Here is a 20,861-nt window from a genome sequence, read left to right on the forward strand (position 1 = left end):
CCTGGCTTTAGCCATTGGGATATAAGGGCCATCGGGCGAAGCCCGATAATTATGCAATCTTGCTATTTAGTTATATAACTTTATGTTGTATAATAATATCATGGAATATAAATCCAACAACAATGTAGTGTACTCATGCAAATATCATGTAGTATGGTGTCCTAAATATCGTCGTAAAGTGCTAACCCAAGGTGTAGATGTTCGACTAAAGGAGTTGATATATCAGATTTGCAGCGAACATCAATCAGAAATCCTGGAGTTAGAAATTATTAAACAGTACATTGAGAACCAAAAGAAAGTATAAGACACTAAATCTCTACATAGAGGGGAGGTGAAACCAAATGTTTGCAACCCAAAAGAACCGTATTAAACATCTAACTAAAGAGCAATATGCTCTACTGCAAAACCTCTGCCGGTATGCCAAAAACCTGTACAATGTGGCATTGTACAACATACGGCAGCACTACTTTGTCACCGGCAAGCTTCTAAGCTACGCCAAAAACTGTGCCCTGTGCAAAACCAACGAAAACTTTAAGATGCTGCAGGCCGGTGTTTCCCAGCAGATTATCCGGGTAGCTACCCAAAGTTTCAAAAGCTTTCTCGGATTGAAAAGGTTAGCAGCTAAAGGCCAGTACCCGGCAGAGAAAGTCCGTATCCCACGCTACCTGAAAAAAGACGGCTACTTTCAACTGGTACTGTCAACCAACGCAATAACCATAAATGCCGGGTACCTGCAGCTGCCGTTATCAAACGTATTCAAAAAAGACCACCCGGAGGCCAGGGACATCCGGTTTCCGTTTCCCGAGCGATTAGATAAAACCAGTATTCGGGAGGTACGCATCAATCCGGCTCATAAGGCCCACTTCTTTGAAGTGGAGTATATCTACCGTGACAAGCCAGTAGTGCTGCCTTCCCTGGATAGCAATCGCATCCTGGGCATAGATTTGGGTGTAGATAACCTGGCTGCCTGTGCATCCACCACCGGGCATGTCTTATTAATTGACGGCAAGCAACTCAAGGCCGCCAACCAGTGGTATAACAAAGAAAGAGCCAGACTGCAGTCTATTAAAGATCTGCACAACATTAAGAGTGAAACCCACAAGCTGGCTGCCCTTGCCGTATCCCGGGAAAATTTTATCACCGACTACTTGCGGAAAGCTGCCAAACATATTGTAGAATTCAGTATCTCCCTGGAGATTGGCACCGTGGTAGTTGGTGTAAATAAGGAACAAAAGCAGGGAGTCAACATTGGCCACGTTAACAACCAGAACTTTGTACAAATCCCCCTCTGGAAGTTCCGGCGTGTTCTGAAAAACATCTGCGATAAGTACGGTATCACCTATATTGAGGTAGAGGAAAGCTACACCAGTAAAGCCAGCTTCCTTGATAAGGATTTTTTGCCGGAGTACGATCCCGCGAACAAAAATGAATACACCTTCAGCGGTAGACGGGTTAAGCGGGGGTTGTATCGAACAAAAAACGGTTGTACTATTCATGCCGACATCAATGGTGCAGCGAATATCATCCGCAAATACCGGTTGGATGGGGATTTTTCTGTTCTGGATAAGGGTATATTCTTAAATCCCTACCGGGTACAGGTTCTAAATACGCCCCGTAAGAAACCACCGGTAGTCCAGAAAAAGAAAAGTAAGGCAGCGGCGTAAGCGACTGCTTAGAGGTGATTGTATTGCCCTCGGGGTTCGACCCCGGAATCGCCTGGCTTTAGCCATGGGGAGAATGTCAAGCAACTATTTTGATGAGGTAGGAAATGTAGACTATAACTTTCAGCGCTTTGAGTATAACGATGATTATGAAACAATAATGAAAATATATCGGAAGTGGTCAGAAAAAGACGATACAATAGCCATGAACAGAGAAACGAACTGGCAAAACTTATGCTGCCTTTGGGGTAGTACCACAGACCTGGTGTTATCCGGCAATTATCAAGCATTATATGAATTTCTACAGCTAAGACTCTGTGAAAGAGCAGAGTGGAAATTAGACAACTGGCTAATAAATTTAAATATATACTGGCAGAAATTATGCCGGTTATATTTAAAGAATTAAACTGTGAAGGTGATGAATTAGGCTATTGTCCAGATATTCACGGCTCATGTGGTAAACATATGGTAAATCAGAAAGTGGGTTAGCCAAAGTTTTTTAACACGCTAATTCATTCAATTCAGTAGGAGATTGATTTGATACAGCGTTCTCTTTAGGGGGAACGCTGTTAACCTCAGGATGACTTGTTATCAGTTCTCCCTTAAATATAAAATATTCATTCAACAGAATATCAAGCTCTTGACTAATTTTCAGTAACTTGTTAGGGTCACCGTTATACCTAGCATTGTAAAGTTTTCTTCTTGTTTTTTCTATTTTTATTATTATCTTTGCTAAGTTCATAGTGAATGCTTCCTTTTTCAATGAATTGCAATTACCAAGAATATTAGACATAAATTGATAATACCCTTTAGAAATATATGGTATATAGCATTTTAAAATAACTTTTTTTCATTTTTTCTCAAGAAAGCAAATTAAAAACGAAGTGTTTAGATTTCGTGGTAATTTAGTCTAGTATAATAACATTTTTACACATTTTCTTTTGTTGATGAAAGCTACTCCACAACCTTATAACCAGCCGAATTGAGAGATGGTTTTGTATAAATAAATAACATTTCAACGGGTTCATCAAATGGGTTATAAAACCAATGTACTGACCCACGTGGAATGAACATTGTATCTCCTTTAGTCATCTCAATCTCAGTGTCCCCGATTCCACTCATACCTTTGCCAGAAAGAATATATATAACTTCTTCTGCATCTTTATGAGTATGTTTCTTATGTACAGATGTCTTAGCCTCAAATTTACAATAGGCAAAGGTAATATCTTCAGCACCAACAGTATCCTTATCTACTAAGACAATCCTTTTTGCATTATCTAAATCCTTAATAGGTTCATTTCGGCCATCCTCAAGGGTCAATAGATATTTTTTAATATTTGTATTCATAATTTTCTCCTTTCGTTTTTTAGTTGAATAGATTGTATATCATAGAAGCTATTGTTTGACTTCCTCAAATCGAATCAACTCACTAATATCCTTTATATTTAAAGCTTCGGCAACTTTCACTAAATGCTCCGTATTAATAACTGACCTCCTGTTATTACCCACGTTCCGCATCTAGCATATACAAACACAAGCAATTTTGCTTTAGGCCGATAAATTTACTTTTATTAACATGACATATTATTGAATTTGCACTTTTTATACCTCACTATTGAACTTTATATTTACATTGTAATAAATGTAAAACACCTTAATGTTTTTAATGAACAAATTTAACATTTTAGGGTGAGTAGTTATGGGCTTATGATACTATAGATAATTCTTTTAGGTATATCGACTCATCAAATCCTGTCAATCGGATTATTTCTAATTGTTGTTTGCTTGTTTTGGTTGGTAGATACCTCTCTCTTCTTCCTAATTTACGGGTAATATGAATTATTGTAAAGTTCGTCATCTCTTGCAAAATCAACATTCCTGTTGGTTGTTTAACTTTTGAACGATAGCTTAATTGAAGGACTTTCCCTTCTGCGGCTAGATTTTGTCTAACTCTACGTTCCATAAGTGCATAAATTAACATGGTTATCAAGAATATATATCCAAGTGCTTTTACTCTTGACGGCTTTTTCAAAAAGACTTGACCTAATATTGCGGGGTTTTTTAGAAAGCGAAAGCGCATTTCCACTGTGTTTTGTTCTTTGTAATGCCGAAGGATTGTTTCTGCTGTATTTTCCCTTGGATTTTTTAAATTGGTGATCAGTACAAATGTTGATGCCCTTTCTTTTGCCATTTGCCAGGCCGTTTCATCCATTACACTAACTATAGCCTTTATGCGATAAACTATTTTTATGGGGGACTTTTCTTTTGTTTTGGGGCGCCCTACACCTTTTTTTTCTTCAGCAATTACTTCTGCATCTAAATGGTAGAACTGTCCGTCCTGTTTCTTTTTCATATGTCTTAAGTACGAGATGGCATCTTTTTCGCAAGCAAATTCTTGTTTACCAATTTCTTTACAGATTTTTTCTAGTTTTTTCTGTTCATTCTCAGCAGTACGCTTCAATGTTTTTTCTTTCTTTTGATCAAGATTTGATGAATGTACGATAATAAACCGGTAACGACGGTCGCCCAATTTCACTTTTATGGACTGAAGCTTATATACAGCAGCGTTTTTATCCGGCAATATATTCTCTATTTCTTGCCACTTATCTTGGCGAAAGGCCCAATCTTTAAGTGACGGTACTATTCCAAATGTCTCAGGAATTCGGGATATGAAGCGAATGTTTTTCTTGGCTAAATGTTTTAGGTTATCTATGGTAACCAGTTTTGAGTCAGCTACGTATATGGTTTCTGGACTATTAAGTGATTTTAACATTTCCGGCAATTGTTCGATTATTTGTTGATTCCATTTCACATCGTTTAAGTTGCCATCGTTTATTGTTCCCATAAGAGGTATTCCTTCGGGAGTTACTACTGCACCAGCTACTATCTGCTTGCAGTCCCGATGGCCGTCTTTGTTAAATCCTCGAACTATGTTTAATGTCTCCGACGAAGCATTGGCATAATCTCCATAAACAGTAATGGATGTAGTATCACCATGTGCTAAATCTACTCTAAAACGGTGTTTTAAATGTGCTTGTAAAACTATGTTAGAATACAAATGGTCTAGATTTGATTCAGCTAATCGATCCAATGTATTTCCTAAAGCATCGTCGTTGAAATCAGTTGCTTGTACCGTTGGACCAAATAATGCTTCTACGTCCATATCTTTAAAAAATTCAGATACTCGGTACAAAGGTTTTCGGTCTGTCAATATGTTTATAATCATAGCTTCTACATAAAGGCCTGGTGAATTATTACATTGTTTTTCATCCCAGATTACCTGATTGTTAATGATTTGTACTAAATTTATTTCTCGGGTAAGTGCAGCTATTATTGCGCTGGGCCCCACCTGTAAGCTATTAATATTTTGTAGTATTTGGTTTTCCATTTACTTACCCTCCTAATCTATTAAGGAGGCATTTGACATCATTGCTTGTTTCTCCTGCAAAAAAACATCTATTACCATTGCATTTTTCAACAAAAAATATTTAAATTTCAGCCTAAGTTTATCTGTTTGTAATAATTATTGATTTATTTCCTTAAGGGTACGGAATGTGGGTTATTAGCAAATTCACTAATAGCAGCAGGTCTCAGTCCGGTTAACTCCACCAGTTCTTTCTGTGTCATCCCTCTTTCAAATAAGACTTGTTTCAATTTTACAGTAAATTTTAAAGGCATGATATTCCTCCACGGTGATTACTGATTAACGTAATCATATTATATATAAATATTTTTACGAAATCAAGTAATTACAGTGTCACAAATGAATTTTAATTACGAAATGTAATAGTAGAGGGCTTTTAAAGGGGGGACACAGGCAATGACAGCAAGCCCGTATAATCGGTACAGGATGGACTATCGTACAACAGAACAATTTGCCAGAGATATTAAAAACGGTTCAAAAGCTGAAAGGGTGATTATTAATTGGTATATTGAGTATTACCGGAACAAGTATGGAGAAAATCTCATCGTTTTAGATAATGGCTGTGTAATACCGGTAAGCTTTTGAGTTTATCAAAGGTTAACACCAAAGCTGATTTTTTAGTTAATGGTAAACCAGTCGAGGTTAAGTTAAATAAACATTATTTAAAGATATTTCACTTTAAGGTTGACCAGTTAAATAGTTATCTAAAACAAGAGGCTGTGGTTCTCTGGGTTAACGGTTATAAAACTGATAATCCGGTCTTTACTGTGATTAAAAAATAGACATGGAACGTATTAAGCAAGTAAAGATACTTATTTATTTTCTGCCGTGGGGTGGAAAATTGTGTTACGAACTAAAAGCAAAAGAATTTGATTGGATAAGTTTTAAGGGATGCAAATGTGATGAGTGAAGTTATAGATTATTGTGATGTAATGACCAGGTATCAAAAAGAACTTGATGATTTCTTAAATGAGATAGACAAACTGGCAAAGTTTAACGGTACGAATATAGAAGAAGAACTTGAATATCTTGACCCGACAGAACTGCAATACTTCGGGAGACTGAAAAAAAAACTGGCCAAGCTGCAGCAGTGGGATTAAGAAAATGAAAATAATAAAGCCGGACAAAGCAAAAAAAGAAGGGGGAACAATAAAAAGAATGAGGATAGCAGTAACAGGCAAAATGAGAAGTGGTAAAGATACAGTGGGGGATTATCTTGTCAGACAGCATAGATTTAAAAATTTTGCCTTTGGTGATGCTATCCGGTCAATATGCCAAGAACTGTTTCCCGAAGCTTTGGCAAAAGGTAAACCACGATACTTATATCAAGCTGTAGGACAAGGGATGAGAACAATTGAATCTGACGTATGGATTAATAATTTGTTTAAGCAGATAGATAAGGAATCACCGGAAACCAATTTAGTGGTAACGGATTTAAGGCAACAAAATGAGTATAAGGCTTTAAAGCAACATGGTTTTATCATTGTAATGGTGAATTCAAGGCTGGATAACAGAATAAAAAGAATGAATGACTGTGGTGATAACTTCTCAATAGCAGATTTAGCTTTGGTTAACAAAGGCAACGGAAATGAAACCGGAATTATTGACTGTAGAAGGCAACCGTAGCGCTGATACCATTCTGTATTGTATTTAGCCTTTGCCCAGTCAGTGGTTTGCATCATAACGCTTCTGTGCAGGCTTCCTAGGATTTTTTTGTTGTTGGGTATTGGCTGTCATGATAGCACCTCTTGCTTACTCATATTTAATTTATTAAATTTATATTTGATTTATTAAAGTTAATTATAGCATGCTAAATACTAAAATTAATAAATTTATCTTTGTCTTATTAAATTTTTTTTTATATAATAAAATATAAATTTAACTATGGGGGTAATTTTACTTGATTAGTTATAAACCTTTTCAAAAGTTACTAATTGATAGAGATATTAAAAAACAAGAATTAATAAAAAAAGCACATATCTCTGGGGCTACTATGGCTAAATTAAATACTAACGAGTATGTATCTCTAGAAGTTATTGATAAAATCTGCGCAGCCCTCAAGTGCCAACCAGGGGATTTACTGGAACACATTCCCGATAAGTGCTAGGGTAATATGTCAAGAGGGAATTTAAAAACATATTTTTCCTTGTTTTTGGGTATAAAAAATTAACCACCACAGAAACACCCAAAAATTCCTGTTGCGGCTATAAAATTATTCCCTGATATTAAGGCATAATCTTAAAATATGGTTATTGTTTGCACCAATAAAGCTCAGGGAAAAACATATATTGGTGCACAAATAATATTTCAGTGCATCACCACTCTTTTACCTGTGGATAACTATGATAATTAATATTCCTAGCCAGTTGGCAGCAGACAACCGCAGGAATATTAATCAGCACCGTTACCGCAGTTATTTAAACAGCTATCCCCTGTCCGACCTGTAAAGCTGGTTCTTTGAAAGTAAGGAAAAAACCAGCCTTACAAACTTCCTAGCTGTAAGAACCTGAGCTCGTTTATGGGCATGTTTTTTTGATTCTTGAAATTTTTTTTGATAGTAAGCTCGGTACTCGTCATTATGTCTCCTCAAACTGTCCGCAGCTTCTATCAGATAATACCTGAGATACCGGTTTCCAGCCCTATTCAGGGGTTTATCTTCACCGTCAAATTCGCCGGATTGATTGCTATTCCAGGTGATACCTGAAAATTTAGCTAACTGGGACTGATCTTCGAACTTGTTAATATCCCCAATTTCAGAGATAATGCCGGCGGAAAACACTGGCCCAATTCCCTTGATTGACATCAATGGATTCGAGAGCTTGGCCATATCCCTGGCAATCACACTGTCCAATTTGCGGATGGTTTGCTCAAAAAAGCGGATATTATTCATACTGGTTTCAAGAATCAGATTAACCGAATCCGTGAGCTTCGGACTCATCCGGTAGGATTCACGGCAAATTCGTTTTAGCTCAGTAGCCAATGTTTCAGGGTTAGAAAATTGCTTATTTCCTTTATCCACAAGCAATTGAACCAAGTCTTCAAGTGGTGTATTAATAATTTCTTCCGGGCCAAAAAAATCGGTAATAATAGACATGCTGGTGGCTCCAAAGATATCACTGAATACATCACCATAATTACTAAATTTCATAAACAACATAGTTAAAAAATAACTTTTTTCTCGCACAAGTGAACCCACCAGGTGAAACCTGTAACGGGTCAGTCGCTGTAGCGGAAGATACATCTCATCAACCTCGTAAGGTTTAGGTAATCTGCCGTGTCTTAGTTTTTCAGCTATGATATAAGCGTCATATGCATCGTTCTTGCCCTTTGGAGGATAAGACTTCTTGAAGTTCTTGATACTTCTGGCATTGAGTTGGTAAACTGTAGGCCTGTATGGCTTTAATTCTTCGGTGATTAGTAAATAATTCATCAAGTGAAAGTGGTATAAAGAAGTAGCTTCCATTCCAAAAACAACATGATCAAAGCTATCTTTAATCGATAACTCTTTAGTTTTAGATGCCAAACTCTCGGCACCTGAAATGGAGTTATCGAAAACTAACTTTTTCAACAAAATCGTTCCGTCTAATTTCATAAAGCAAGCCACATTCTTATTCTTACCAATATCAATGCCAACATGCAAGGATATTGTCATAAAAACACCTCTGGTAAGTGGATTAACTTTTCCGTTTTCTACGCGAGAACATCCTCGTAATCAGAACTGACATGGAGCGGGAGACTACCTGGATCTGCTGCCATCCAGGTCAACTATCATGCTGAACAGGCTAGGTGTTAGAACTAAAACGTAGAAGGAAAAGAAACATACTTTATTAAGCAGTCTATGCTGCTCGGGGTATTGAGAATTTACCATCTTACCGGGATCATTCTAACTAAATGATTATTTAAATTGCTTATTTCATCAAACATTGACAGACAGGCACCTAAAAAGTACTATCTAAACCATTGTAAATTATAGCACTCTTTAAAGAAAGTTGACAACACCACTCCCCCGGGTTTAAACAGCCTCACGTAAATCAGAATTGCTAAGCAAACATTCTAAGTGTCAGAATCAAACCCTGACGGGGAAAGAGAAACAGACTTAAAAAGCATTGTGGATATCACCACATGCGAGGAGGACTGATGAATTCATCTTACTAATTTTTCAGTGTGGGCTGTCTCTTTGAAAATGATTTGCCTGTGGATATTTTTCTGTCAATAAAATTTTCGGTTCGTATAGACATCACCATCCTATCATTGATTGGGTACCTTGGCGCAACTACTTCCAATAAGTAACCCACATGCAGTAATTCACGTGATTAATAGGTACCTTTACTGCATTGTTGTGGTATTGTTATTGACTTCATCAAACCCAGGTACCCTTGATATGGGAACCGGTTCCCTGAACATCCGGACCACAACATTCTACTATTTTAGAACATGTCGTATTCGGTTGTTCTGACTCTATTATACGAGGAGGAATAAACCAATGCCAAATAGTGAATTAGCTAATATGCTTTGCTCTATTATCCGGGAGGAATTAAAACCTATCAATGAACGGTTTACTGCCCTGGATGAGGGATTACAGTCCATTAATGATCGCTTGAGTAATTTGGAGGAAGGGTTACAGACTACAAACGATCAATTAGATAACCTGGATCAAGGCCAACTCGATCTAAAACAAGGTCAAATTAGCCTGGAAAAGGGACAGCGTAGGCTCCAGAAAGATGTTACCCTTATCAGGAAAGAATTAAAGGAATCATGGAAGGATGTTGGTAACTTTGATGATAGGATTACTACTTTAGAAAAAATGGTTATACGATAAAACCCGGCCAATTAACCGGGCTTTTTTTATGAAGCTGGTTTGCTCCCACGTAGTGATTAAACTGCAATGCAGGTATACTAAAAGGATGAGTTTTTCCGATTTCAAATCGGGAAACTGATTCCGCAAATCTTCGGAGTGAGTTTATAATTTTAGCTATTTAATGCCTGGTTTTGATGTGCTACAATAAGTCAAAGTATTATAAAATGGAGGCTTTTTTATGACCAGAAAGAAAGATCCCATTAGCCAAACCAGAGGCTTTCTTTACGGTTTGGCTAAACTGCTAGGGAATATATCAGCCATACAGAATGGCACAATGGGCAAACGCATAGCTAGGAGGGCAGTTGGTAAAGCCACCGGTAAGCTATTGGGTAAACTGTTTAAATAACTTGTTACGGGGGTAAATAACCTTGTATTAAAAAGGGGACCAACTGGTCCCCATACTTAAAGGTTGCTTTGTCCTTCTATGAGTATTTTTAGCTGTTGCACTACAAGTTCTTGAAATTTATCATTGTCCATTCTGATACCTCCATTAATACTCATTTTCATTTAGCTTTATTCCCGAATCTGGAGTATTGGGGCCGTGTGCTGCAGGTTCGGAGTCTATTACCGGTTCTGGTATTCCAAATTTCTTTATTTCCTTATCCTAGTTTCAGGCTTTTCGGCTCTCAACAAAACGGCAATTTGTATTTCAAGGTCGTAATGGTCATTAGGTGGTAGTTTTTTGTGAGACCAATCAGGCTGAACTGGATAAATTACCAACTAAGCCCGAGAAGCTAAACTACCTGTATGACCAGCTTAAAAATATATCTTCTGAAATTGTGTTAAAGGGCTACGCTAGGTTCGCAAAAGGCAAAGTGAAGCCTTTGGATGAGCAGATAGCGGCATACAAGCAAAAAATGCAGGAGAAGATGGAAGCACAGATTGCACGGTTGCCATTTACGGAAGCGGAAACCAGGGCCATGATAGGTAAACGTGTGGTACTGACTGCTAAAGATTTATCCGGTAAACCGTATGAGGTTACCTAAGTTTGAAAGGGCGACAGTGCAGGTGATTCACCACTTTAGAACTAACCGGCGCCGGGATCCGCAGGACAATTATGCACCTAAATTTTTGATGGACGCCCCGGTCCGGGCCGGGGTCCCGGTAGATGATAACGGGGAACTGGTGCCAGTGCCGGTCCCAGAGCTGAAGGCTGATCGAGAAAGGCCGAGGACGGAAGTTTTTGTGTGGAAGAATGTTTAATGTCTTTCAACGCTAAATCTAGCACTTGTGAAAAAGACCTTGAGTTTGTATTTTTAGATGCTGTTTTTTGTTTATGCTGAGTATTGTTTTTATCTGAACAGCTTGGGACAATAGGCATAACTTTATAATTAAGATTCAAAATGATAGCCTCCTCTTATGGTTATTTAATAATTTATACGGATTATGAGGCTGTTTTGAGGGTATTGGAGTCTGCAGGAGGACGATATAACTGTTACTAGAAAACTAAATTAATATCAAAAAACCTGCCATAATATGATATAATTGGGGCAGGTGATTAGGATGGAAAACCATATAAGTATTGGCAAAGCAGCTAAATATTTAGGGGTTAGTATTAATACTTTACGTGTTTGGGAAAAGAAAAAGATATTAGTTCCAGAAAGAACTCCTACTGGCCATCGCCGCTATAAAATGTCCCAAGTAGAATCCTTTGAGGGCAAAAAATATAGCCGAATTCAAAATACCGTATTTCTCTACGCCAGGGTATCTACACAAAAACAGGCTGATGCCGGGAATCTGGATCGACAAATAAGAAGGCTTACTGAATATGCATCAAATAACAAATATGCTATTCAGGCTGTTTTTCGTGATATTGCCAATGGTTTAAATGAAAACCGTAAAGGTCTACAAAAGTTACTTAAGGCTGTAAAGGAGACTAATAACGCCTTAGTAATTATTGAGTATAAAGACCGTTTAGCACGGTTCGGTTATGCCTACTTGGAGAAATACATTAGCGACTTTGGCGGGCATATCGTAGTAATAGAAAAAAAAGACGTCGATGAACAGCAAGAGTTGGTAGAAGATTTAATTGCTGTTACAACGTCATTTTCTGCTCGTATATATGGAAAAAGTGGCGGCAGAGTAGCAAAAAAGCTGTCAAAGGTCATTGAAAGCGAGGTGACTGCCAGTGAAGACAACGGCGATGGGGATAATCCCGGAACTGACAGCTAAACAGAAAGAATACATTGATAACCTCATGGATCGTTACTGTGCCGCAGTTCGTTGGGCATTTAAAAGACTGCTGGACGGATGGAAAGTACAGGACATTCGTATAAACTGTACAAGGAAAGTTCAGACTTAACTCCCGGCAGGCTAACGATGCAGTATCTGATGCCCAGACCACAACCAAAAGCCAATATAAATTAGTGCAGATGCACTATGAAAACGCCAAAGCAAAGGTTGAATTTACAGAAAAGCGTATCGCCAAGGCTAAATCACCGGCTAAGATTGCCAAACTGCAAAAACGGTTAGAAAAGGAACAGCGTAAACTGGCCTTCTGGCAAAAGCACCTGGATAACAATACTTTTCCGCCTGTTGTATTCGGAGGAAAGAAGCTCTTTCAAGAACGCTGCAAAGGCAATATTACCAGAGAAGAGTGGCAGGAAGTCAGAAGTAACCGTTATCTGTCACGGGGAGATAAAACCAAAGGCGGCAACCTAAATACCCGCATATACGAAGGCCAAGACCAAATCTATCTTGATATAGCTGCCGACCCGGTACAGAAAGGGAAATCCGTTCGGTATAACCGCATAACGGTGCCGATCTATTTAGCTCAAAAGCCATCGAAAAAAACCGGCAAAATTAACGGTATCAACTACCGGCAAATGGTTTTGGATTATATTAAAACAGGCAGTGCCTATCAGGTAGAAATCCTCCGCAGAGACGGGAAATATTACGTCCATGTGAGTATTGAAGAAGAAGTTCCGATGCCATATAACCATAAGGGTGCGTTTGGTGTAGACACCAACCCGGACGGATTAGGCGTAACCCAGGTAGACTGTCTGGGGCAATACCGGGGCAGTGAATGGCTGGGTCAAGGCGAATGGACTTATGCCAGAACAAACCGGAGAGATAACCGGACCTGCGAAATGGCTAAGAAAGTGATCCTCCAGGCTAAAGAAAAAGGTTACGCCCTGGCGGTAGAGGACTTGAAGTTTAAAAATGACAAGTCCGTAATGGCCAAGTTTAAGCGAATGAGTCACAGTTTTGTCTGGTCGAAGTTTCTAAAAGCAGTTGACCGGAGTGCTGCCCGTGAGGAAGTGCCGATATTAAAGGTAAAACCGGCTTTTACTTCGGTCATAGGCATCCTAAAATACCAGCACATGTACGGCATAGCTGTTCACGAAGCGGCAGGCTATGTCATAGCCCGGCGTGGCTTGGGCTTTGATCATGAGAAGATACCCAAGATGTTGCTTGATAAACTGGTTAAAAAGAAACCTGAATTTAAACAAATGACAAATTGGAAACAATGGTCAGCAGTTAAAAAGTCTGTGCTGGCCAAGATTAAAAAAATCACGAAAAGGAAGAAGGTGAATAGCCTGGTTTCATGGCAGATTCACCGGAAAAATGTGTTAGGTATAGGTTAATCCCTTTGCTATAAATTTTGCGGGCGGCACAGTACACGCAGCGAAAGGCTGTTGCCGCAAGTCAGAACCCAGGCGGAGGTAACACCTTCTCCGGTTAGTACGCTCGCTTTAAGCAGCGGCGGGGAACTCTTTTAGAGGAGACCACCCGGAACATAGGCGAGAACCTATGGCCTAGCAGTTGAATCCTGTGACACTGCCACCCGTTTGTCGGACGGGTGAAAAAACTACTTGTAGGTTTTAGTAGGTTTTAGAAACCAGGTTTATTATATGTCCGCATTTGAACAAATCCAATCTAGTGCTGAAGATGCTATTCTTGAACTCGAATCAGAAATAATTGACTTGGAAGAAAAAATTGAAGCCTATAAATTGCGTATTCAAAGCGCAAAAATTCAAATACAGGCATTAAAAAAGTTTCTTAGCCCGGACGAAAATAGTTCTGTGCTAAATGACGGTAATCTTCATGATATAGTCCTGCAAACAATAAGCGATTTTCGCGAACAATCTGTTCATTACAAAGACCTAACGGATATAATTGCTCAGAATGGTTATGAAATTTCCGGAAAACAACCGGAGAAAACGGTTTTAAACTGCCTTATGAAGTTGGCCAAGGCTGGTACGATTAAGAATGCAGGAAAAGGTTATTATAAGTCAATGATAGAGGAAGGACAAGCATTATAGATATATATACGATATATTGCATATATATAGTTTTGCTAAGGGGGTATTGAAATAAATAACTGGATTTATAACGAATTTAAACATTGCGGAGTTAATTACTCTGATATAGAGCAAGCAGAAATTTATGATAATCAACACCAAAAATTTAGAGATTATGAGAAGGAATTTATTGATTTCCTAAGTAACTTATCATTGGATAATTACCATAATGTAACAATGATTGATTTGGGTTGTGGAACGGGTGCTACATCACTTTATGCATCGAAGTATTTTAAAAAAATATATGCTATTGATGTATCTGAACTGATGATTAAGCAAGTAATTAAAAAATCTGAAAAGGAAAATATAACAAATATTGAATTTATTAATTCTGGGTTTTTAAGCTACGAACATAAAGCAGAACCAGTAGATATCGTATTGACTAAATCGGCTCTTCATCATCTACCAGATTTTTGGAAACAAGTTGCCCTATTGAGAATAAATAAAATGCTTAAACCGAGTGGAATATTTTATTTATTTGATGTCATTTATCATTTTCAACCCACAGAATATATCAATAAAATTGATAATTTTATTTCGGCTTTTGAAGCAATGGCAGGTGAACAATTTAAGGCCGAGGTTGAAACTCATATAAGAGATGAATTCAGCACATTTAGTTGGATTATGGAAGGTATGCTGGCGAGAGCAGGTTTTGAGGTTGAGAAGATTAGGACATCAGATGGATTTGTAATGGAGTATTATTGTAAAAAGGTTAGAGACATAGCGTTACCTTAGGATGCGGGAAGGGTTGAAAACCCTTCTTTCTATATTTGACATTGAAATTAATGAGTTTAATTAAAAGTGGACAATCAAGTTCAAGATATAAAACAAAAGGAAATGTAATATATTCTTGCTGTACATGTGTTAAAAATGTGCAACAGAGTAGTCAGTAATATAATAATTGCCATTAGGACAAAAATTATAACATCGAAACAATTCTATCGATACTTTTTAGCGATAAGATATTCAGTACAGGGTAGAATAATTAATGACAAGCAAAGAACCAATAACAAAGCCATATTTTCAATTTTAAAGACTAATTCTTCAATTATAAAGATTATGAGAATTGAAAATACCAACACAAAATAGCTTATTTTGGTACTTCTTAAAATGATATATCTTCCTAATTCTTCATCTTCAGTGATACCTTCTTGCCTTGTTGGACTCCAGGTAAGTGTTGAAAAAAGCGTACTTAGGATAAATGTAATAGAAAATAGTTCATTTTTACCAATATGTTCATTGGCTAACCATTTGTAGAAAGTGTACCCGAGAATAACTAGACTTATTATGATACATGTAACTAATTTCACCTTTTTTATCACGATTTTATTCTCCCTACATCATCAGATAGGAACAAGGTATAAAAGGTTATCTTTAGGCATTTGCGTTTATATGATTAATATAAACTAAGGACACTTTACTCGAATATATTAACTTTACTTGTAATAATAATTTCCACAGCAGATCAATTTATCCTTCCTTGCTTGTGGTCTGGGAATAAAAATATCTAAATTATTACACATCACAAGGATTGAGTGAGAGAAGAATTAATGACTGTCGTACTCATGTTAAAATGTTCTTTAACCGTTATTCTGAAGCTTACAACAAAAATGTGAAATCTGCAGCGTTGGAATATTTAGTCCAGCCAGTAAAGCCAGCAACGTTTAATCTAAGATTGGTTTATCTGAAAGACTTCTTTGAATGGTGCGTTGGCGAGAGGTTATTTGAGTTTGGGTATAATTCTAAAATCCATAAAGCAATAGAGAACAAGAGCAATAAGGGCAATAGCCAAAATAGTGATTAAAATGCCTTTTAGCAGTGATTTTAACATTCCTTTTTTCCATCTCTTTGACAGTTTTTTTACCGCCTCGGCCTCGTGCAAATTCTGTTCCGCTTTGTTAATAGATAATGCATTGTTCATTACCAGCAGCTCGGCTTTGCATCTGTCACAATAAGCAAGATGTTCCTCAACCATCGTTTTGCTGTCGTTACTGCAAACGCCATCGTGATACAATGGCAACAAATCTTTAACAATTTCACAAGATATTTTCATTTCATTGCCTCCTGTAATTGTTTTTTTGCCCTGTAAAAAATCAGCCTTGCCCAACTATCGGTTTTCCCGAATAACTCACCGATTTGAGAAAATGGCAGTTCTCCGAATACCCGCAAAGTAAAGACCTCTTTGTATGGCTCATTCAGATTATGAAGCAGAATGTGTAACCGCGTTGCCGCTTCTTTATTAAAGTAATCTCTTTCTATGTCTGATGTTATATCCGGGAAATCTGCATCTATATCCAGAGCGATACGCTTTCGTTTTTTGGAAAGTGAGAAGTAAGTATTTTTAGCAATCTGATAAAGCCATACGTATAATTTGCAGCTTCCATTGAACTGATCTATATGCCGCATGGCTTTGAAAAAAGTTTCCTGCGTAACCTCTTCCGCGATAGCCTCGTTCCGGCATAGGGTTAGCACATATTTATATACATCAGAAAAATATTTTGTATATATTTCTTCGAAGTCTGTCACTTTCTCACTCACCTCCTGCCCATAAGACTCAACTCCTATAAAAACGTTTCAAAGTTTTTTATTTTTCTTTCGCCTTGCACCTACTAATTTTTGCATTCATTTCGATGAAAGGGTCATGTATAATATTCTTGATTTTTTTCTTAAGCCGACAAATTCTTGTGGTTATTGCTATAGCTGAAACATCATATTTTCCCGACAATTCTAAAATCGACATATGGTTAATTTTCACTATTTGTTGTTTTTTCAATATCTTATCAGATAGCATTTCGATATCGTCAATATTGCCATTTAAAATTTTCTCAAAATCATTATCTGATGATAGTATAATATTTGATATATTATCATCAATGAATACTTCATGCCTCTTTTTTATATACATGCTCCTGTATAAACTGTTAATCAGATTTCTGGTTTTAGTATATAGCCAGCCTTCAAACAACCTTAAGCTGCTGTGTTCAAAAGGCACGTGTAGGTGATTTTGAATCCGTAAAAGATTTCTTGGAGTATAGAGTTGACCAAGGCAGAGGCTCGGATTATGTATCAGTAATTCAAATTAAATCTGGATATTAATGGGGGTGAAAATTATTCAACTTTCATCAAGTACGACGTTAGTCTTGTCGGTAGGACAAGACTGGATGCCTCAATAAATGTTAATCCACTCGGGATAGTAATTGCCATAGTAGCCAGGTTGCCCGCTGATACCACGAATTAATTCTTTAGGCGGTCCACCTGCCATAGGTTGATAATACAATGAGCCGCAATTATAGTTAGTTAACCGGAGGAATAATAAACCCTGACCGTCAGGGGAAAGGTGCGGGGCATAATCAGCCGTATCAACTGGTCCGCTTGTAACATCTAACTCTTTACCATCCGCCGTTCTGTGCCAAATTCGCTGCCCTGGGACCAGGACACCAGCCTGCTCTTGGCCTTCCCAGTCCAATGTTTCTGTTCCCCTGCAGAACAAAATGCCGCTTGCAGGAGTTGATAGCCACCTGGGTTGAGTATCAACCTGACCAGTTTTCCCACAATCACTAATTTGACCGGTTTTCACGTCAACGATATGTAAGCGTTTTTGAATAGTTGCTTCCCGGCCACCACCTACAATATAAGCCAATTGACTGCTGTCGGGTGCCCAATCAAGCCATTGGGCATAGGCCAATCCACAACCCAGATCGATCGACTTTTTTTGTGGTATATTTAGCACTTGCATGGCGACCCCATCGGCCGATATTGAAGCCGAATTGGGTTTTAAATAGTAGGCCAGGTAGCGTCCGTTCGGGGACCACTTTAGCCCGGTGGCAACTCGGGTATAGATTTCATTTTCCATTTTGCCAGTTTCACCCAGGGTCAGTAGATTGGTATGATCGCCTTTTAATGTGATCTGGTCAATTTGCAGAGGATGTTTTTCATTTCTAGGCAGAGAAATGGCTAGGCTTTGCCCATCCGGTGACCAGGCCAAGCTCTCAATTATTTCGCTATTCTGTGGCCACAAGCTTGTTGTGGTGACCACGCCGGTTTTTAAAGAGGAGATTTTCAAGTTGCCATCTGGAATATACTCTTCTTGAGGGTCTTTAGTGGTATAAGCAAGCAGATTTTCTGTTGGCGACCAGGATGGGGTAATATAGACTGGTCTTTCGTCTAACTGTATAGCGCCGGTCCCATCAGCTTTTACCACCCAGAGATACTGCCTGCTGGCATATTCATCACTGATATCGCTCTGCAGATAGGCTAACCATTCACCATTTGAAGACCAACCCACGATTTCTGCCGGGCCAGCCTCTGTGAGACTGATTGGTGTGCTATCAGTCTGCCTGCCATCTACCAGCCACAAGTGGCCATCACTGGTGAAAGCTACTCGGGCGGCAAAAGCCGCCATTTCAATCCGTTCCGGCTTGGGGAGTGGGACTGGTTGGCTGGTGGTAATTTGGGCCATTGACGCAGCTTGATCCCATTTGACCCGGCCCCCTAGGGCGGATGCCAGAAAATTGAGGGAGACTTGTAGTCGATTGTTTATTATTTGTGGTGGGGTGGCGAGTTCAAACTGATGGCCATTTTGCCAAACTTCACGATCACCCGGTTTCAGAATAATCGTTTGATTACCTTTAACGATGGTAGCTGTGTTGGTGGCTGAGTCCCAAGTCACACTGGCTCCTAAAGCGTTACTAATCTCCCGCACAGGTACGATTATCCATAAATAATTGCATTCATCGCTCTGCAGCCGAGGTGGCTCAGACAGTTCAAGTTTTTGACCGTTTATAGTAACCGTAATTGCTGATTGGTCAGCTAAAGCAGGTGAACTTAAGCCACCTCCTATCAGGAATAATATAGCGATTGCCGTCCATAACCATAAATTGGGTTTGTTCATTCGGTATCCCTCCTTAAAAATATCTTGTAAGGGTATAGACAACTAAAAAGGATTTTGCAACAAGATTTTCTATAATATTTCTTGTCTTCTCTAATCCATATATTTCACTCCTTCAACTGGTGCCAGTCTATGGTGTCCTGGATGAATATTACAGCACCACAAAAAAGGGCCGGCCGGGTTCCGTCAAACAACCAGGAAGTGGCCCGCGTTTGTTAGGGTGACATCGTTCGGCTTTGTATCTTTTACGGTTCCCGGCAAAGCCTAGTCAAAATTATAAAATTCCACCCTTTGAACCTTCCATGCACCGTCAATATATCTATATGTAGTGTGAAGATACGTTAAACTATTCGGCAGGACGGCGGCGATCACTTCTGTTGTGACAAGCTCAGGCAAAGAGCAGCCCTCGACGCTTTGAAATTTCATTTCGATAAAGAAGTCCTGACAGAATTCCTTTCCGTACAGCTTATAATCAGACAACGCCGTATCGGAAAGCTCGACTGTCTTTTCTGAACCGTTTGCCATAAGTTTCGCCGTTTTTTTATTTTCATCCACGCTGACATCAAATTCAGTTCCGTCCGTGATTTCCGATACATCTATTTTGGTAAAGACTCCGTCCTGAAAGCTGTAAAGCTCATAGGCAGAACCTCCGAACGGCATGCTCATAAAGTCGGACGCGATTAGAAAATCAATCGAATTCTTACTGATCATATGCCCTGCGGCAATGGAAGTGGAAAACCCGTATTCGTTTCCTTTAAATACCGGAATAGAGGCTTCCGATGCGCCGTCTTTATAGACAAGCATCCACTTTTTTGTTTTCTCCTCCGACATGACCAATTCAGCGGTTTCGTTTTGACCGTCGCCGTTCAGGTCCGCGCTTAAAGAGGATTTCACACCGGTGGCCGGTTCATCCCTCAGCCACGTATTATCCGAATTGTAGATTTTATTCCCCGTGACGGAATATCCAGCGGAAGTATCAATTTCAATGGTGTTTGCGTCGCCGTATGCAATGTAGAAGTCTAAAGCCTCGGCAAGATCAGACAGTTTAAAGTAGTTGTTGTCGCCAATACTGTAAACTGTAAAACCTAATTCATGGTATCGGTTGTTCATGTATACTTTTGAGGTGGCGCGGGATGCCGTCTTGCTTTCCGTATCCTCTGTCGGAACCGGTTCGTCGCCGGCTTTCAAATAGGCTGTACTGGAGTAGATGCATATTTCATTACTTGCCCCGTCCCAGGTTATACTAAAACGTTTCCTTGTTTCACTGAGAGCCTTCGCAACATCGCGCAGCTTGAAATACATGCCGCCGTTGATAACATACGCCCGCAGAGAGGCGCTTTCACCGTCTACCGACAGGTTGTATCGGATAGGCGAGGCGGTAAAATAGTCGCTGCTGCTAGCAGCTGCTAATACTGGAGTATTAGACCAGATAGCTATAAATACTCCGGCGACAACAAGTGTTATACTAATTATTCTTTTAATTATTTTCATAACCTGGTTTCTAAAACCTACAAGTAGTTTTTTCACCCGTCCGACAAACGGGTGGCAGTGTCACAGGATTCAACTGCTAGGCCATAGGCTCTCGCCTATGTTCCGGGTGGTCTCCTCTAAAAGAGTTCCCCGCCGCTGCTTAAAGCGAGCGTACTAACCGGAGAAGGTGTTACCTCCGCCTGGGTTCTGACTTGCGGCAACAGCCTTTCGCTGCGTGTACTGTGCCGCCCGCAAA

At 39.0% G+C, this 20,861-nt stretch carries 25 protein-coding genes and 2 pseudogenes; 16 read left to right on the forward strand and 11 right to left on the reverse strand.

Features of this window, described 5'->3' with window-relative positions:
- Positions 1-82 precede the first annotated feature (82 nt).
- The 3 genes and pseudogenes from tnpA to DTOX_RS04055 form a co-directional block, all read left to right on the forward strand.
- Positions 83-283 (forward strand): annotated as a pseudogene (gene tnpA, locus DTOX_RS21970) (IS200/IS605 family transposase); the annotation flags it as partial.
- A 58-nt stretch (positions 284-341) separates the two neighbouring features.
- Positions 342-1,664, forward strand: a complete 1,323-nt coding sequence (locus DTOX_RS04050; RefSeq protein WP_015756458.1) for an RNA-guided endonuclease InsQ/TnpB family protein — start codon at positions 342-344, stop codon at positions 1,662-1,664.
- 73 nt (positions 1,665-1,737) lie between these two features.
- On the forward strand, positions 1,738-2,067 hold the full coding sequence (locus DTOX_RS04055; RefSeq protein WP_052292906.1) for an FAD-dependent thymidylate synthase: 330 nt from the start codon (positions 1,738-1,740) through the stop codon (positions 2,065-2,067).
- A 93-nt stretch (positions 2,068-2,160) separates the two neighbouring features.
- Here the strand turns inward: DTOX_RS04055 and DTOX_RS04060 are convergent, their stop codons facing one another.
- The 4 genes from DTOX_RS04060 to DTOX_RS04075 all read right to left on the reverse strand — a co-directional run bounded on the left by DTOX_RS04060 (position 2,161) and on the right by DTOX_RS04075 (position 5,339).
- Positions 2,161-2,403 (reverse strand): aspartyl-phosphate phosphatase Spo0E family protein, encoded by a 243-nt coding sequence (locus DTOX_RS04060; RefSeq protein ID WP_015756459.1) that lies wholly within the window; start codon positions 2,401-2,403, stop codon positions 2,161-2,163.
- A gap of 212 nt (positions 2,404-2,615) precedes the next feature.
- A complete protein-coding gene (locus tag DTOX_RS04065) occupies positions 2,616-3,008 on the reverse strand; it encodes a cupin domain-containing protein (protein WP_015756460.1) in 393 nt (130 codons plus the stop codon).
- 358 nt (positions 3,009-3,366) lie between these two features.
- Positions 3,367-5,049: an IS1634 family transposase gene (locus DTOX_RS04070; protein WP_015755906.1), complete on the reverse strand. Its 1,683-nt coding sequence runs from the start codon at positions 5,047-5,049 to the stop codon at positions 3,367-3,369.
- 143 nt (positions 5,050-5,192) lie between these two features.
- A complete protein-coding gene (locus DTOX_RS04075) occupies positions 5,193-5,339 on the reverse strand; it encodes a helix-turn-helix domain-containing protein (RefSeq protein ID WP_015756461.1) in 147 nt (48 codons plus the stop codon).
- A gap of 142 nt (positions 5,340-5,481) precedes the next feature.
- On the opposite strand from DTOX_RS04075, the gene DTOX_RS24085 reads away from it, so the two are divergent.
- From DTOX_RS24085 to DTOX_RS04100, 5 genes are all read left to right on the forward strand, one after another.
- Entirely contained in the window at positions 5,482-5,670 is a 189-nt protein-coding gene (locus DTOX_RS24085; protein ID WP_015756462.1) for a hypothetical protein, read from the forward strand.
- Positions 5,667-5,867, forward strand: coding sequence for a hypothetical protein (locus DTOX_RS24090; RefSeq protein ID WP_015756463.1), 201 nt, complete (start codon positions 5,667-5,669; stop codon positions 5,865-5,867). The genes DTOX_RS24085 and DTOX_RS24090 overlap by 4 nt, the downstream gene beginning before the upstream one ends.
- A gap of 120 nt (positions 5,868-5,987) precedes the next feature.
- Positions 5,988-6,185, forward strand: coding sequence for a hypothetical protein (locus tag DTOX_RS04090; RefSeq protein WP_015756464.1), 198 nt, complete (start codon positions 5,988-5,990; stop codon positions 6,183-6,185).
- A gap of 4 nt (positions 6,186-6,189) precedes the next feature.
- Positions 6,190-6,711, forward strand: a complete 522-nt coding sequence (locus DTOX_RS04095) for an AAA family ATPase (RefSeq protein ID WP_015756465.1) — start codon at positions 6,190-6,192, stop codon at positions 6,709-6,711.
- Positions 6,712-6,985: 274 nt separating this feature from the next.
- Positions 6,986-7,192: a helix-turn-helix domain-containing protein gene (locus DTOX_RS04100; RefSeq protein ID WP_015756466.1), complete on the forward strand. Its 207-nt coding sequence runs from the start codon at positions 6,986-6,988 to the stop codon at positions 7,190-7,192.
- A 318-nt stretch (positions 7,193-7,510) separates the two neighbouring features.
- Here the strand turns inward: DTOX_RS04100 and DTOX_RS04105 are convergent, their stop codons facing one another.
- On the reverse strand, positions 7,511-8,737 hold the full coding sequence (locus tag DTOX_RS04105) for an IS110 family RNA-guided transposase (RefSeq protein ID WP_015756467.1): 1,227 nt from the start codon (positions 8,735-8,737) through the stop codon (positions 7,511-7,513).
- 831 nt (positions 8,738-9,568) lie between these two features.
- On the opposite strand from DTOX_RS04105, the gene DTOX_RS04110 reads away from it, so the two are divergent.
- The 8 genes and pseudogenes from DTOX_RS04110 (at position 9,569) to DTOX_RS04140 (ending at position 14,982) form a co-directional block, all read left to right on the forward strand.
- Positions 9,569-9,904, forward strand: coding sequence for a hypothetical protein (locus DTOX_RS04110; protein ID WP_015756468.1), 336 nt, complete (start codon positions 9,569-9,571; stop codon positions 9,902-9,904).
- Positions 9,905-10,121: 217 nt separating this feature from the next.
- The gene (locus DTOX_RS23605; RefSeq protein WP_015756469.1) at positions 10,122-10,289 is read left to right on the forward strand and encodes a hypothetical protein; all 168 of its coding nucleotides are present in this window, start codon (positions 10,122-10,124) and stop codon (positions 10,287-10,289) included.
- Positions 10,290-10,614: 325 nt separating this feature from the next.
- Complete coding sequence (locus DTOX_RS04115) at positions 10,615-10,929, forward strand: hypothetical protein (protein ID WP_015756471.1); 315 nt, start codon at positions 10,615-10,617, stop codon at positions 10,927-10,929.
- A gap of 22 nt (positions 10,930-10,951) precedes the next feature.
- Positions 10,952-11,146: a hypothetical protein gene (locus DTOX_RS23370; protein WP_162013532.1), complete on the forward strand. Its 195-nt coding sequence runs from the start codon at positions 10,952-10,954 to the stop codon at positions 11,144-11,146.
- Positions 11,147-11,446: 300 nt separating this feature from the next.
- On the forward strand, positions 11,447-12,115 hold the full coding sequence (locus tag DTOX_RS04125) for an IS607 family transposase (protein ID WP_015756473.1): 669 nt from the start codon (positions 11,447-11,449) through the stop codon (positions 12,113-12,115).
- Positions 12,072-13,530: pseudogene (locus DTOX_RS04130) on the forward strand (IS200/IS605 family accessory protein TnpB-related protein). The gene DTOX_RS04125 and the pseudogene DTOX_RS04130 overlap by 44 nt, the downstream one beginning before the upstream one ends.
- A 267-nt stretch (positions 13,531-13,797) precedes the next feature.
- Entirely contained in the window at positions 13,798-14,208 is a 411-nt protein-coding gene (locus tag DTOX_RS04135; protein WP_015756475.1) for a hypothetical protein, read from the forward strand.
- A 120-nt stretch (positions 14,209-14,328) separates the two neighbouring features.
- On the forward strand, positions 14,329-14,982 hold the full coding sequence (locus DTOX_RS04140; protein ID WP_278184588.1) for a class I SAM-dependent methyltransferase: 654 nt from the start codon (positions 14,329-14,331) through the stop codon (positions 14,980-14,982).
- A 203-nt stretch (positions 14,983-15,185) separates the two neighbouring features.
- Here DTOX_RS04140 and DTOX_RS04145 read toward each other — a convergent pair whose 3' ends face one another.
- From DTOX_RS04145 to DTOX_RS21295, 6 genes are all read right to left on the reverse strand, one after another.
- Positions 15,186-15,569 (reverse strand): hypothetical protein, encoded by a 384-nt coding sequence (locus DTOX_RS04145; RefSeq protein WP_015756477.1) that lies wholly within the window; start codon positions 15,567-15,569, stop codon positions 15,186-15,188.
- A 398-nt stretch (positions 15,570-15,967) separates the two neighbouring features.
- On the reverse strand, positions 15,968-16,300 hold the full coding sequence (locus tag DTOX_RS04150; RefSeq protein ID WP_015756478.1) for a zf-HC2 domain-containing protein: 333 nt from the start codon (positions 16,298-16,300) through the stop codon (positions 15,968-15,970).
- A complete protein-coding gene (locus DTOX_RS04155; protein WP_015756479.1) occupies positions 16,297-16,773 on the reverse strand; it encodes an RNA polymerase sigma factor in 477 nt (158 codons plus the stop codon). The genes DTOX_RS04150 and DTOX_RS04155 overlap by 4 nt, the downstream gene beginning before the upstream one ends.
- A 58-nt stretch (positions 16,774-16,831) precedes the next feature.
- Positions 16,832-17,152 carry a hypothetical protein gene (locus DTOX_RS04160; RefSeq protein ID WP_157862847.1) on the reverse strand — a complete coding sequence of 107 codons (321 nt, stop codon included), beginning with the start codon at positions 17,150-17,152 and terminating at the stop codon, positions 16,832-16,834.
- Between the two features lie 261 nt (positions 17,153-17,413).
- Positions 17,414-19,138 (reverse strand): stalk domain-containing protein, encoded by a 1,725-nt coding sequence (locus DTOX_RS04165; RefSeq protein ID WP_015756481.1) that lies wholly within the window; start codon positions 19,136-19,138, stop codon positions 17,414-17,416.
- 261 nt (positions 19,139-19,399) lie between these two features.
- Entirely contained in the window at positions 19,400-20,662 is a 1,263-nt protein-coding gene (locus DTOX_RS21295; RefSeq protein WP_015756482.1) for a hypothetical protein, read from the reverse strand.
- Positions 20,663-20,861: the final 199 nt, after the last annotated feature.

It is taken from the genome of Desulfofarcimen acetoxidans DSM 771, assembly GCF_000024205.1.
GTDB lineage: Bacteria > Bacillota > Desulfotomaculia > Desulfotomaculales > Desulfofarciminaceae > Desulfofarcimen > Desulfofarcimen acetoxidans.

What these genes read in the sequence shown, in the direction of transcription:
- DTOX_RS04050 (WP_015756458.1), top strand. Translation starts at nt 342, where the DNA reads ATGTTTGCAACCCAAAAGAACCGTATTAAACATCTAACTAAAGAGCAA.
- DTOX_RS04055 (WP_052292906.1), top strand. Translation starts at nt 1,738, where the DNA reads ATGTCAAGCAACTATTTTGATGAGGTAGGAAATGTAGACTATAACTTT.
- DTOX_RS04060 (WP_015756459.1), bottom strand. Translation starts at nt 2,403, where the DNA reads ATGAACTTAGCAAAGATAATAATAAAAATAGAAAAAACAAGAAGAAAA.
- DTOX_RS04065 (WP_015756460.1), bottom strand. Translation starts at nt 3,008, where the DNA reads ATGAATACAAATATTAAAAAATATCTATTGACCCTTGAGGATGGCCGA.
- DTOX_RS04070 (WP_015755906.1), bottom strand. Translation starts at nt 5,049, where the DNA reads ATGGAAAACCAAATACTACAAAATATTAATAGCTTACAGGTGGGGCCC.
- DTOX_RS04075 (WP_015756461.1), bottom strand. Translation starts at nt 5,339, where the DNA reads ATGCCTTTAAAATTTACTGTAAAATTGAAACAAGTCTTATTTGAAAGA.
- DTOX_RS24085 (WP_015756462.1), top strand. Translation starts at nt 5,482, where the DNA reads ATGACAGCAAGCCCGTATAATCGGTACAGGATGGACTATCGTACAACA.
- DTOX_RS04090 (WP_015756464.1), top strand. Translation starts at nt 5,988, where the DNA reads ATGAGTGAAGTTATAGATTATTGTGATGTAATGACCAGGTATCAAAAA.
- DTOX_RS04095 (WP_015756465.1), top strand. Translation starts at nt 6,190, where the DNA reads ATGAAAATAATAAAGCCGGACAAAGCAAAAAAAGAAGGGGGAACAATA.
- DTOX_RS04105 (WP_015756467.1), bottom strand. Translation starts at nt 8,737, where the DNA reads ATGACAATATCCTTGCATGTTGGCATTGATATTGGTAAGAATAAGAAT.
- DTOX_RS04110 (WP_015756468.1), top strand. Translation starts at nt 9,569, where the DNA reads ATGCCAAATAGTGAATTAGCTAATATGCTTTGCTCTATTATCCGGGAG.
- DTOX_RS23605 (WP_015756469.1), top strand. Translation starts at nt 10,122, where the DNA reads ATGACCAGAAAGAAAGATCCCATTAGCCAAACCAGAGGCTTTCTTTAC.
- DTOX_RS04125 (WP_015756473.1), top strand. Translation starts at nt 11,447, where the DNA reads ATGGAAAACCATATAAGTATTGGCAAAGCAGCTAAATATTTAGGGGTT.
- DTOX_RS04135 (WP_015756475.1), top strand. Translation starts at nt 13,798, where the DNA reads ATGTCCGCATTTGAACAAATCCAATCTAGTGCTGAAGATGCTATTCTT.
- DTOX_RS04150 (WP_015756478.1), bottom strand. Translation starts at nt 16,300, where the DNA reads ATGAAAATATCTTGTGAAATTGTTAAAGATTTGTTGCCATTGTATCAC.
- DTOX_RS04160 (WP_157862847.1), bottom strand. Translation starts at nt 17,152, where the DNA reads ATGTATATAAAAAAGAGGCATGAAGTATTCATTGATGATAATATATCA.
- DTOX_RS04165 (WP_015756481.1), bottom strand. Translation starts at nt 19,138, where the DNA reads ATGAACAAACCCAATTTATGGTTATGGACGGCAATCGCTATATTATTC.